The sequence below is a fragment of the Rhizobium rhizogenes NBRC 13257 genome (genome assembly GCF_000696095.1).
Classification (GTDB): domain Bacteria; phylum Pseudomonadota; class Alphaproteobacteria; order Rhizobiales; family Rhizobiaceae; genus Rhizobium; species Rhizobium rhizogenes.
Genome location: NZ_BAYX01000018.1, coordinates 1 through 12444, shown reverse-complemented (window position 1 = coordinate 12444; position 12444 = coordinate 1). Strand labels below are relative to the sequence as shown.

Here is a 12444-nt window from a genome sequence, read left to right as displayed (position 1 = left end):
CCACCAAGGAAGAAGGAATGCACATTGTTGACCGACGCCTGAACCCAGGCGGAAAAAGTCTAGAAAATCGTCAACGATTTTTGCGAAGAGCAAAAGCGCTGGTGCAGAGAGCGGTCTATGAATCCTCTCAAAATCGCGACATCCAGGATATCCTGAAGGGTGGCGAGATCAGCATTCCCCTACATGGAACCGAGGAGCCTCGGTTCCATCGTGGCCCGGAGGGGCTGCGGGAGCATATTTTTCCCGGCAACAAGGAATTCTTGGAGGGCGATATCCTTCCACGGCCGGAGAGCGGCGGCGGCAAGCCGAAGGCTGGCGGCGAGGGCAGCGGCGAAGACGCTTTCCGGTTCATCCTGACCCGCGATGAATTCCTCGATCTTTTCCTCGACGATCTCGAACTTCCCGATCTTGCCAAGAAGCGGCTGGTGTCGGCGGATCAGATCAATCCGGTGCGGTCGGGCTATTCGGTGACGGGCTCGCCGGCCAATCTCGCCATCAACCGCACCATGCGGCTGGCAATGATGCGACGCGTGGCGCTGCATCGTCCGAAGCCGGAGACGGTCGCCAAGCTCGCCGCGGAAGCGGCCGAGTGCAAGGACGACGAGCGGCGCGCGGCGCTCGAGGCCGAGATCAAGGTGCTGGAATCGAAAGTCCGGCGCATCCCCTATATCGACCCGATCGATATTCGCTATCGCCGTTTCGAGAACGAGCCGAAGCCGGTGGCGCAGGCGGTGATGTTCTGCCTGATGGACGTGTCCGGCTCGATGTCGGAACACATGAAGGATCTCGCCAAGCGCTTCTACATGCTGCTCTACATCTTTCTGACCCGGCAGTATCGCCGCGTCGAGATCGTCTTCATCCGTCATACGGATGTGGCCGAAGAGGTGGACGAGGAGACGTTCTTCCGCAGCCCGGCGACCGGCGGCACACAGGTGTCGAGCGCGCTCGAAGCGATGCGGCGGATCGTCCAGGATCGCTTCCCCCCGTCGGACTGGAACATCTACGCTGCGCAGGCATCGGACGGCGACAATGCCTATTCCGACAATGCGACGGCGGCGGCGCTGCTCACAGACGCCATCCTGCCGGTCAGCCAGTATTTCGCCTATCTGGAAGTGGGTGAGGCGCGGAGCGTCGCGATCTCCTCCGGCTCGGCGCTCTGGTCGCTTTATGAGCGCATCCAGGCGGGCTGGCCGGTGCTGTCGATGCGGCGCGTCAGCGATCGCAGCCAGATCTACCCGGTCTTCCATGATCTCTTTCAGCGGCGGGCGGCGGAAACAAGGGGCTGATAATGGCGAAAGCATCGATGGAACGGCTTTTCGACGGTGCGGACTGGGATTTTTCCACCATCCAGAGGATCCACGATGCCTGCGAGCGGATCGCTATCGACGAGCTCGGCCTCGATGTTTATCCCAACCAGATCGAGATCATTACCGCCGAGCAGATGCTCGACGTCTATTCCTCGATCGGCATGCCGTTGTTCTACAAGCACTGGTCCTTCGGCAAGCACTTCGCCCACCACGAGGCTTTCTATCGCAAGGGCCTGCGCGGGCTTGCCTATGAAATCGTCATCAACAGCTCGCCCTGCATCTCCTATCTCATGGAGGAGAATACGGCGACGATGCAGGCGCTGGTGATTGCGCACGCCGCCTTCGGTCATAATCACTTCTTCAAGAACAATTACCTCTTCAAGCTCTGGACGGATGCCGAGGGCATTCTCGAATATCTGAACTTCGCCAAGGGCTATATTACCCGATGCGAGGAGCGCTACGGCCACGCCGCTGTCGAGCGGACGCTGGATGCCGCGCATGCGCTGATGTCGCACGGCGTCCATCGCTATGCCGGCAGGAAAACGCCGAGCTTGCGCGAGGAGGAAACGCGCGAGCGCGAGCGCCGCGAATATGATGAGCGGATCTTCAACGATCTCTGGCGCACCGTTCCGGTTGGAAAGGGCAAGGTCATGCCCGACCTGGACTTCGAACGCCGGCGTTCGCTGGCCGGTCTGCCGCAGGAAAACGTCCTTTATTTCCTCGAAAAGATGGCCCCGCGCCTGAAGCCCTGGCAGCGGGAGATCCTGCGCATCGTCCGTCATGTCGCCCAGTATTTCTATCCGCAAAGCCAGACCAAGGTGATGAACGAGGGCACGGCGACCTATGTGCATTACCGCATCATGACGCGGCTGCACGAGCTCGGCGGCATTGGCGACGGCGATTTTCTCGAATTCCTGAAATCCCACACCAATGTGGTCTTCCAACCGTCCTTCAACGATCAGCGCTATTCCGGCCTCAACCCCTACGCACTCGGCTTTGCGATGATGCAGGACATCGAGCGGATCGTGACCAAGCCGAAGGAAGAGGACCGGCTTTGGTTCCCCGATATTGCTGGCACCGGCGACGCCATGGCGGTGCTGCGCGATCTCTGGGCCAACTATCGCGACGAAAGTTTCGTGTCGCAGTTCCTCAGCCCGCATCTGATGCGCAAGATGCGGATGTTCCACCTCACCGACGATCCGGAAGAGGAGGAGGGGCTTCGGGTGGCGGCAATCCACGACGAGCGCGGCTATCGTCGCATCCGGCGCGAGCTGGCGCGGCAATATGATGTCGGCTGGATCGATCCGCATATCGAGATCGTCGATGTCGATCTCGCCGGCGACCGCAGGCTATTGGTCAAGCATACCGTGCTGAACGGCGGCTTTCTGGAGGATGCTGACGCCAAGCGCGTGTTGCAACACCTTGCCGATCTCTGGAGCTACGATGTGCTGATGCAGGAAGTCGACAGCACCGGTCTGGTGTTGCGCGAGCATCTGGCCCATCCGCGCCTGTCTTCCGTCGCAGCCTGAGGGCGTGAGACCTTACGCCGCTTCCTTCGACCGGCGGTAATGGCCGCTGACCTGTCGGCCGTCTTCGGGCCGCAGCTTCAGGAAGCCCGGCAGGCCGAGCAGCGGGATCACCGCCATCAGCAGAAAGGCCATATGGAATTTTTCCGGCGTTAGCGCGGAACCGTCCAGCGTGACCAGGCCGAGCAGCATTGCTGCGATGGAGACGCCGAAGCTGACGCTTAACTGCTGCAGCACGCCGCCGAGGCTGGTCGCGCGGCTGAGCTGGGCGGCCGGAGTATCAGAGTAGGATAGCGTGTTGGAGGTCATGAACTGCGAGGCACGCGCCAGGCCGAAGATGAAGACATAGACGATGATGACCCAGTGCGGCGTATCCGGCCCGATCAGGGCGAAGCCGGCGACGATGGTGGCGCCGAAAATGGCGCTCGCGGTCAGCACGCGATCGAAACCGAACAGCCGCAGCATCTTCGACGAGACTGGACGCACGGCAAGCGAACTGAGGGCGCTGACGAATGTCAGTGTGCCCGAGACGATCGGGCTGAGGCCGAAGCCGACCTGCAGCATGAGGGGCAGCAGGAAGGGCACGCCGTTGAGACCGACGCGACAAATGCCGCCGGCAAGCGTGCCGACGCGGAACGTGCGCAACTTGAACAGGGTCAGATCGACCGCCGGCGATTCCGCCGTCCTGGCATAGCGGACAAAGCCGACGAGAAGCAGACCGGCGGCGGTAAGTACTGCGACGATGGCCCAGATGGGGATCGCCGGGCGGCCGATATTCTCGATGCCATACTGCAGCAGCAGGCAGCCGACGCCGACCATGATGAAGCCTGGAAAGTCGAATTTGAGCGACGTGTCGCGGACGGTGTCCTCGATATATTTCAGCGCCATCGCCATGCCGATGATGCCGAAGGGCAGGTTGACCCAGAAGATCCAGCGCCAGGAGAGGTAGGTCGTCAGAAAGCCGCCCAGAAGCGGCCCGATCACCGGACCGATGATGGCCGGCAATGTCATGTAGGTCATTGCCGTGACGAGCTGGCTGCGCGGGAAGCTGCGGATGAGGATGAGGCGGCCGACGGGGGTCATCATTGCGCCGCCGAGGCCCTGCAGGGCGCGGGTGGCGATCAGCATCGGCAGGCTTGTCGCCAGGCCGCAGAGGATCGAGCCGATCGTGAAGATGAAGAGCGACAGGGCGAAGATGCGCCTAGCGCCGAAACGGTCGGCGAACCAGCCGCTCACCGGGATGAACATGGCGAGCGTCAGGATATAGGTCGTGACTGCGAGGTTCATGCGGACGGGCGTGGTGCCAAGGCTTCTGGCGATGTCAGGAACGGCGGTGATGAGGATCGTCGAATCAAGCTGTTCCATCAGGAATGCGACGGCGACCACGGCGGGGATGATGTAGCGCAGACGAGGGTCACGATCGATCGCGAAGGTCTGGCCTTGCGGGGCGGTATCTGGCGTGTCCATGGGAATGCTATGACTTTCCACGGCCGGATGGGAGGCCCGGCGCGTCAATGCTGGTGCATGATCCGACCCAAGAACCGTTTCGCATTTCTGGGAATCATGCTGTGGTCGGCCGGCTTTGCACCGGCCATCGAATTCAAGTCCATATGATCACCATCGAAGGCGCACTGCAACAAAAAGCAGGCTCATGGAGACGCTTGGTCGCACGTGCGGCGGGGAATTTCTGTCGCCAGTTTCGCTAGTTGCCGGGCGGGACCGACCGGAGCGTCCATCGTGCCCTGTCGAAGACGATTGCCGTGCGGATCTGTTCCGGCGTCGTCCTGCGCAGCTCCAGTTGAAGGTTGAAGTTCCTGTCGTTCTGGAATTCGCGGAAAAAGCTGAGCTTGGCGCCGAAATGCTCTTGTGTCACGTCCTGCAGCTTGCCGATCGCGTCGAGTGCGGCCTGGAAATCAAGCCAGTGGGTTTCCGTCAGCAGCATGACCATGGCGTCGATGAAGGTCTCGCCGACGGCACGGCCGTCGGCATTGTCGGGCATGATTACCTTGATGCGGACATTGTCGAGATCACCGGTTGGTGTGCCGCGGGCGATAATGAAGAATGACGCGGCGCTCGGGTTTCCGAAGTCGCCCTTCTGGATCTGGTGGCTGCATTCGAATGTGCCGACGCCCAGCGCGCTCTGCTTCCATTCCCCGACCGGCAGGCCGGATTTTGTCAGGTCGGCGCAGAGCGTCTGCCCGGATATGCGCCAGCTTCGCACGAACGCGCCGCGCAGGGCGTCGACGGGCGGGTCGAGTATATGGGACGAGGATCGGGCATGCACCGGTTTCGTTGTCTGTACAGCCGGCACCGCTTTGACGGGCTTGGCGGGTGCGGGCGCTGATGTGGCGGCCGGGGTCGGCGCGGGATGGGTGACGTTGGCGGCTTGCGGGGCGGCTGCGGCTACCGCAGGGACTGGCGGCGGATGCGCCGGCGGGCTAAACAGGTTCAGCTGGTAGCGGGTGTCGAGCGTCCGGAGATTGCGCATGTCATTCGCAAGTAGCGCCGTCGCCAAAATGATCGAGCCGATGACGATCGCCGCAATCCAAAAGACAGCCTTGCTTTTCTTGCGAGGTGGCGCCACCGACATGGTTTAGATCTACAGCTACTCCGGAGAAATCTGCTTAACTGCAATGGCTTGGCATTCCGCAGCTACGCTATAGCTACAGAATATACGTTTATGAACGATTGATCATTCTACGTTTCTTTGTCAATTCGCAGTTGCCATTCAAGCAAAATGCGCCTTGAGCGCCCTGACGGACGCGGCGTCCGTGCGGCGCGTCGTGGGTACGGAAAAGCCGAAGGCGAGCAGACGCTCATCCGTTTCGGTTTCGGCGACAGAGCAGGAGGCATGCACTTCGCTGATCGTCAGTCGCGGCCATAGCGCGCCGATCGTCCCGATATTGACGCCCGAACCGGGCATGATCGAGATGCGGCCGGCGGCGATGGTGATGGCTTGTTCGAGGACGGCGATGCCGTCCACGGCTGTCTTCGCGCAGCCTGAGGTCAGGATGCGTTCGAAGCCGAGAGAGATGGCCAGTTCCACCGCTTCCTCGATATCGGGAACGAGATCGAAGGCGCGGTGCAATGTCTTGCCGAGACCTCCAGCATGGGTGACGAGCGCGGTGAGCATTTCGCGATCGAGGCGGCCATCCGGCAGTGAGGCACCAAGCACGACGCCGGGCAGTCCCGCATGCCTGATGGCATCGATATCGCCCTTCATGACGGCAAGCTCATCGGTGGAGTAGACAAAACTGCCGGCGCGCGGGCGGATCATGGCGTAGGCGGGAATGGGTGCCTTTGCCGCCGCTGCCATCAGCCCGGCGCTCGGTGTCAGACCGCCGACGGCAAGGGCGCTGCAGAGCTCGATGCGATCGGCGCCGCCGGCGATGGCGGCGGCAAGGCCGGCGATATCCTCAACGCAGACCTCAAGCAGCATGGTTCCGCTCCTCGACGAATTTCAGCCCCAGCAGGGCCGCGCCGATCAGGCCGGGCTCGAGCTTGCATTCGCTCGGCACGACGAGCGGGCGGTCGAACTTGCGCAGGATGCGGGTTCGCACTGCCGCGTCCAGCCGCTCCAGCAGCGGTTCGACATTGGAAAGGCCGCCGCCGACGGGAACGATGGTGGCGCCGGTGATATTGACGGTCAGAGCCAGCGGCGAGGCGACGAGATCGACCAGGACCTCGATCGTTCGCGCCGCATTGGCGTCGCCTTCCAGCCATTGGCCGATGATCTCCTCGCTGGAAAATTCCAGGCCGTGCAGGGTCTTGTGCAGGCGCTCGACGCCACGGGCGCCGCCCACGGTGTCGACGCAGCCCTTCTGGCCGCAGCCGCAGGGATAGGCCGGGATGGCGACCGGCGGATTGCCGGCGAAGGAGGCGATGATCGGGCCGTGTCCCCACTCGCCGGCAAAGCCGCCGGCGGCGTTGACGAGGCGGCCATCGGCCACCAGGCCGCCGCCAACGCCGGTGCCGAGAATGGCGCCGAGGACGATGCGATGGCCGCGCCCCGCGCCGGACATGGCCTCCGCCATGGCGAAGCAATCGGCATCGTTGGCGATCAGGACGGGATAGCCGAGTTCCGCTTCCAGCTCGGCGGCAAGACGCCGGCCGTGGATGCAGGGAATATTGGCGCAGGTCAGCGCCTGGGTATCGGGATCGACGACGCCGGCGATGGAAAAGGAGAGGCAGTCCGGCTTCTCACCGGCCTCAGTGATGACGGCTCGCAGGGCCGCGACGAATTCGCTGAAATCATCTTTCGGCGTCGGGCGCCGGGCAAGCGGGGTGATATCCGTCACGGAGTGGGCGATACCGCCCTTGATGGCGGTGCCGCCAATGTCGAAGGAAACGATCATAAAACTTGACCCGCAGGAAACATGCGGCACTTGCTCGCACCCTTTGCCGTTCTTTGCAAGGCCAATAAGCGCGGCTTCCGTCGAGGCGCGATCAGGCCGAAGGCAAGGTGATCCGGGCTTCGAAACCATCCGCTCGGCCGGCGGCGGGCGACAGGAGATCGAGACGGCCACCGATCTGTCCGACGATGCGCTCGGCGATGGCAAGGCCGAGGCCGGAGCCGGAGGCTTTTGTCTTGCCGCGCCAGAAGCGTTTCTTCAGGCCGGCGAGTTCCTCCAGGGAAAGCGCATGGCCGCCGTTCAGGATGCGGATGACGTCGCCGTCGACCTTGACAGTCACTTCGTCGTCGGTCGGGCCGTGGATCAGCGCATTCTCGATCAGATTGCGCATGACGATGGCGAAGGCGTCGATATCGACGTTGCGGATCAGCGTCTCGTCCGGGTTGCTTTCCAGGAGGATGCGGCCGGCGGTGCCGGTGTCGCGATCATAGTCGCCGATGATGGTTTCGATGACGGCCATCAGGTCTACGGGTTTGTCGCCGGTGCCAATCCCGGCCTGGGCGCGGGAGAGCTGCAACAATTTCTCCGCCAGTCGTCCGAGGTTGGAGAGCGAGGTTTCGATCCGGCCGGCGCGTTCGACAAGCGGCCCCGCCGGCAGCTCTGCGATCAGGCGCTGTGTCTGGGCGAGTGCGCCGGCGATCGGGGTGCGAAGTTCATGGGCGCTGTTGGCGGTGAATTCCCGCTCGGCTTCAAGCGCCGAGCGCAGCCGCTCGAGCAGCAGGTTGACCGAGCGGGCGATCGGCTGGAGCTCGCGCGGCAGCGTGTCGCTTTCCAACGGGACCATGTTGCCGCCATCCTTGGTGGCGATGTCCGAGCGCAACCGGTCGATCGGCCGCAGCGATCGGCCGACGGCGAACCATATGGCGAGAATACTGGCCGGGATGAGGGCGAGCAGCGGCCATAGCAGGGCGACGCCGCTCTCGCGCGATGCTTCCCGCCGGTTCTTGAAGGCGTCGGCCACATGCAGGAAGATCGTGCCGTTCATCGAGGATTCGGTGTAGATCCGGTATTTCGGCGTGTTATGGAAACCGATCTTCAGGGGCACCTCATAGGCTATCGGCGGCGCGTCGTGCGAATGCAGGATGACCTTACCCGAGGCGTCGAGCACCTGATAGGTCAGGTATTCCCGGTTCAGTCCCTTGTTCAGCTCCTCGAGGCTTTGCGGATCGCTGGAAGGATCACGATTGGCGAGATCGTCGACCACCAGCGGCATCAGCCGTTCGGCGGTTTCCTGCAGCGCGCCGTCGAAGGTTTCGGAAAGCTCATGGTTGACGACATAGACGCCGATCCCGACGGCGATCAGCCAGAACACGACGACCGTACCCGTGAGTGCCGCAATCAGGCGGCGGGTGATGCTGGTGGGACGCAGGGTCATCTTTCACCCAGGCAATAGCCGACGCCGCGGGCCGTGCGGATGCGATCTTTGCCGATCTTCTTGCGCAGGCGGCTGACGTAGACCTCCACGGTGTTGCTCTCGATTTCGGAGCCGAAGGCATAGAGCGCCTCCTCGATCTGGTCCTTCGAGATGATGGCGCCCGGCCGCGTCACCAGGAGGTCGAGCACGGCCCATTCGCGGCCGGTGAGCACGACATCCTTGCCATCCAGCCGGACCCGCCGTTGCGGCTGATCGATCTCCAGATCGGCAAAGCGGATGGTCGGCTGCGGGCTGCCGCTGTAGCGCCGGGCCACCGCCAGGATGCGGGCGGAGAGTTCGCCCAGGTTAAACGGTTTGACGAGGTAATCGTCGGCGCCGCTGTTCAATCCCTCGATGCGGTCGGAAATCTGGTCGCGGGCAGTGAGGATGATCACCGGTGTCTCATCCGGTTTGCGTCGCAATTTCTTCAGGAAATCGATGCCGACGCCGTCGGGCAGTTGCAGGTCGAGCAGGATAAGGCCGTACTTTACGGCGCTGGTGACCTCCGTCGCGTCCGCGAGGTTCTTCACCCAGTCGACGGCGTGGGTGGTTGCCGCGATATGGTCGCGAACCGCGCTGCCGATCGTTTCATCGTCCTCAACCAGAAGAATTCTCACTTGCCCTCGCAACCAGTGCCTGTGCTTCAGTTAACGCCGCCGAACCTATCTGGTCAATAAAGGCTGAAATAAGCCAGGATGAGAAGCGCTTTTCTGATCCCGAGATTCTCCAGCCGATAACGTTCACGGCGGCTATGGACAGAGATCGTGACCACGATTACTTGTTTGCTCCCAAAGAGAAGAGGGCGAGGGCAGGGCCGTCGCCGGTTACGCACTGGAGGAGGCTTTCATGCTGAAGGGAATTTCGCCGCGGTTGAACGCGGACGTGCTGCACGCGCTGGCATCGATGGGGCATGGCGACATGCTTGTCGTCGTCGACACCAATTTCCCCGCCGAGTCGGTTGCGCAGCAGACGATGCTCGGCCATCTTCTGAGGATCGACAACGTGTCGGCGGCCGAGGCGGTCGAGGCGCTGCTGTCGCTGATGCCGCTCGATACCTTCATCGACGATGCTGCGACACGCATGGAAGTGGTGGGTGCGCCGGAGGAAATGCCGAAGGTTCAGCATGAAGTGCAGGCGGCGATCGATCGTGCCGAGGGCAAGCACTGGCCGCTCGTGCCCGTCGAACGCTACGCCTTCTATGAGCGGGCGAAAGAAGCCTATTGCGTGATCCAGACCGGCGAGCGCCGCTTCTATGGTTGTTTCACCTTGACCAAGGGCGTCATCCCGCCGGAAACTGAATGAGCGATTGCGCTAGGTCGTTTGGCCTGGGCAAGAGGCGCTGTTTTCGAAAAGGACTGTGATGGCCAGGAAGTTGGATTCCCAAGGGCGGCTTGATGACGCGGCGCGGGCCGGCTGGCTGTATTATGTGGCCGGGCGGACGCAGGACGAGATCGCCATGGCCATGGGAATCTCCCGGCAGTCGGCGCAGCGGCTGGTGTCGCTGGCTGTTGCCGAGCGGCTGATCAAGGTGCGGCTGGATCACCCGATCGCTGCATGCCTCGAATATGGCGCCGCGCTGCGCGAGAAATACAAACTCAAGCATATCGAGGTGGTGCCGAGCGATCCCGACGGGACATCGTCCACAGTGGGTATTGCTGAGGCGGGGGCTGCCGAAATCGAGCGCTGGCTGAAGCGCAGCGATCCGATCGTGCTTGCGATCGGTACAGGGCGCACGCTGAAGGCCGCGGTCGATCAGTTGCCGGCGATCGAATGTCCACAGCACCGCATCGTGTCGTTGACCGGCAATATCGGCCCGGATGGTTCGGCTGCCTATTACAACGTCATCTTCAGCATGGCCGACGCGATCAAGGCGCGGCACTATCCCATGCCGCTGCCGGTGCTCGTCTCCTCTGCCGAGGAGCGCGAGCTGCTGCATGCGCAGGCGCTGGTGCGCTCGACGCTCGATATCAGCGCGCAGGCCGACGTCACCTTCGTCGGCGTCGGCGAGTTGGGCATCGAGGCGCCGCTTTGCCTCGACGGATTTCTCGAGAAAGACGAGATGATGGCGCTGATGAAGCGTGGCGCGGCGGGCGAGATCTGCGGCTGGGTTTTCGACGGCGACGGAAAGCTGATGTCGGATGCCGTCAACGACCGCGTTGCCAGCGCCTCCATTCCGCCGCGCGATACGTCTTCCGTCATCGGAATAGCCAAGGGCAAACGCAAGTTCGAGGCGATCAGGGCCGCCGTAACCGGCCATCAGATCAATGGTTTGATCACCGACGAGGCTACCGCCGAATTTCTGCTCAAGAACTGAGCAAAAAATAACAGCATAAAAACAAATAGATGAGTTGCATGTTCGGCATCGCAGCAACGAATCCGCATTGACATTTTGTCGCAAGGGATGAGTAATTGCCCATGAGCGAAGCGAATGCTCAAGTTTGATCTTCTGGGGAGGAAGATATGAAATTGAAAACCTTTCTGCTGAGCGCCTGCTCGGCCCTGATGTTTGCCGGAATGGCGTCCGCCGAAACCCTCACGATTGCCACCGTTAACAACGGCGACATGATCCGTATGCAGAAGCTTACGGACGACTTCAAAGCGAAGAACCCCGGCATCGACCTGCAATGGGTCACGCTCGAGGAAAACGTCCTGCGCCAGAAGGTCACGACCGACATCGCCACCAAGGGCGGTCAGTATGACGTGCTGACGATCGGCACCTATGAAGTGCCGATCTGGAGTAAGCTCGGCTGGCTGGCGCCGCTCGACAAGCTCAGCGCCGACAAGACCTACGATGTCGACGATCTTCTCCCGGCTATCCGCAGCGGCCTGACCACGGACGGCAAGCTTTACGCCGCGCCGTTCTATGGCGAAAGCTCGATGGTGATGTACCGCAAGGACCTGTTCGACAAGGCCGGCCTGAAGATGCCGGACGCGCCGACCTGGACCTTCATTGCGGATGCTGCCCGCAAGATCACCGACAAGAGCCATGAAGTCTACGGCATCTGCCTTCGCGGCAAGGCCGGCTGGGGCGAGAACATGGCGTTCCTGACGGCAACGGCGAACTCCTTCGGTGCCCGCTGGTTCGATGAGAAGTGGAAGCCGCAGTTCGATCAGCCGGAATGGAAGAGCACGCTCGACTTCTACGTCAAGCTGATGAAGGATGCCGGCCCTCCGGGTGCTTCGTCCAACGGCTTCAACGAGAACCTCTCGCTGTTCCAGACCGGCAAGTGCGGCATGTGGATCGACGCGACGGTTGCTGCCTCGTTCGTGTCCGACCCGAAGGAATCGAAGGTTGCCGACAAGGTCGGCTTCGCCCTGGCGCCAGACAACGGCCTCGGCAAGCGCGGCAACTGGCTTTGGGCATGGAACCTCGCCATCCCGGCTTCCTCGAAGAAGACCGAATCCGCCGAGAAGTTCATCGCCTGGGCAACCGGCAAGGACTACACCAACCTTGTCGCCCAGAAGGAAGGCTGGCTGAATGCACCTCCCGGCACCCGTTCCTCGCTCTATGCGAATGCGGATTACCAGAAGGCGGCTCCCTTCGCCAAGATGACGCTCGACTCGATCAACTCGGCCGATCCGACCCACCCGACCGTCAAGCCGGTCCCGTATGTTGGCGTCCAGTTCGTGGCCATCCCTGAATTCCAGGGCATCGGCACCGCCGTCGGCCAGCAGTTCTCTGCTGCCCTTGCCGGCCAGATCACCGTCGATGCCGCCCTCAAGGCTGCGCAACAGCTGACCACACGCGAAATGACCAAGGCTGGTTATCCGAAATAATCAACCTT

Annotated in this window: 11 protein-coding genes; 5 read left to right on the top strand and 6 right to left on the bottom strand. The window is 62.2% G+C overall.

Annotation, left to right across the window (positions count from 1 at the left end; all coding sequences use genetic code 11):
• Window positions 1-17 precede the first annotated feature (17 nt).
• Together RRH01S_RS28085 and RRH01S_RS28080 are read left to right on the top strand one after the other, a co-directional pair.
• Window positions 18-1286 (top strand): YeaH/YhbH family protein, encoded by a 1269-nt coding sequence (locus RRH01S_RS28085; RefSeq protein ID WP_042475965.1) that lies wholly within the window; start codon window positions 18-20, stop codon window positions 1284-1286.
• A 2-nt stretch (window positions 1287-1288) separates the two neighbouring features.
• Complete coding sequence (locus RRH01S_RS28080; RefSeq protein WP_034521382.1) at window positions 1289-2836, top strand: SpoVR family protein; 1548 nt, start codon at window positions 1289-1291, stop codon at window positions 2834-2836.
• A gap of 12 nt (window positions 2837-2848) precedes the next feature.
• Here the strand turns inward: RRH01S_RS28080 and RRH01S_RS28075 are convergent, their stop codons facing one another.
• The 6 genes from RRH01S_RS28075 to RRH01S_RS28050 form a co-directional block, all read right to left on the bottom strand.
• Window positions 2849-4300, bottom strand: a complete 1452-nt coding sequence (locus tag RRH01S_RS28075) for a DHA2 family efflux MFS transporter permease subunit (RefSeq protein WP_042475962.1) — start codon at window positions 4298-4300, stop codon at window positions 2849-2851.
• A gap of 235 nt (window positions 4301-4535) precedes the next feature.
• Complete coding sequence (locus RRH01S_RS28070) at window positions 4536-5423, bottom strand: DUF6030 family protein (protein WP_042475959.1); 888 nt, start codon at window positions 5421-5423, stop codon at window positions 4536-4538.
• A gap of 138 nt (window positions 5424-5561) precedes the next feature.
• Window positions 5562-6272: a copper homeostasis protein CutC gene (locus RRH01S_RS28065; RefSeq protein ID WP_012652463.1), complete on the bottom strand. Its 711-nt coding sequence runs from the start codon at window positions 6270-6272 to the stop codon at window positions 5562-5564.
• The gene (locus tag RRH01S_RS28060; RefSeq protein WP_012652462.1) at window positions 6262-7188 is read right to left on the bottom strand and encodes an ROK family protein; all 927 of its coding nucleotides are present in this window, start codon (window positions 7186-7188) and stop codon (window positions 6262-6264) included. The genes RRH01S_RS28065 and RRH01S_RS28060 overlap by 11 nt, the downstream gene beginning before the upstream one ends.
• A 91-nt stretch (window positions 7189-7279) precedes the next feature.
• A complete protein-coding gene (locus tag RRH01S_RS28055) occupies window positions 7280-8620 on the bottom strand; it encodes an ATP-binding protein (RefSeq protein ID WP_012652461.1) in 1341 nt (446 codons plus the stop codon).
• Entirely contained in the window at window positions 8617-9276 is a 660-nt protein-coding gene (locus RRH01S_RS28050; RefSeq protein ID WP_012652460.1) for a response regulator, read from the bottom strand. The genes RRH01S_RS28055 and RRH01S_RS28050 overlap by 4 nt, the downstream gene beginning before the upstream one ends.
• 229 nt (window positions 9277-9505) lie before the next feature.
• Between RRH01S_RS28050 and RRH01S_RS28045 the strand changes: the two genes are divergently transcribed.
• From RRH01S_RS28045 to RRH01S_RS28035, 3 genes are all read left to right on the top strand, one after another.
• Window positions 9506-9961, top strand: a complete 456-nt coding sequence (locus RRH01S_RS28045) for an RbsD/FucU family protein (protein ID WP_012652459.1) — start codon at window positions 9506-9508, stop codon at window positions 9959-9961.
• 58 nt (window positions 9962-10019) lie between these two features.
• Window positions 10020-10973, top strand: a complete 954-nt coding sequence (locus tag RRH01S_RS28040; RefSeq protein ID WP_042475956.1) for a sugar-binding transcriptional regulator — start codon at window positions 10020-10022, stop codon at window positions 10971-10973.
• Between the two features lie 146 nt (window positions 10974-11119).
• Window positions 11120-12436, top strand: a complete 1317-nt coding sequence (locus tag RRH01S_RS28035) for an ABC transporter substrate-binding protein (protein WP_012652457.1) — start codon at window positions 11120-11122, stop codon at window positions 12434-12436.
• Window positions 12437-12444: the final 8 nt, after the last annotated feature.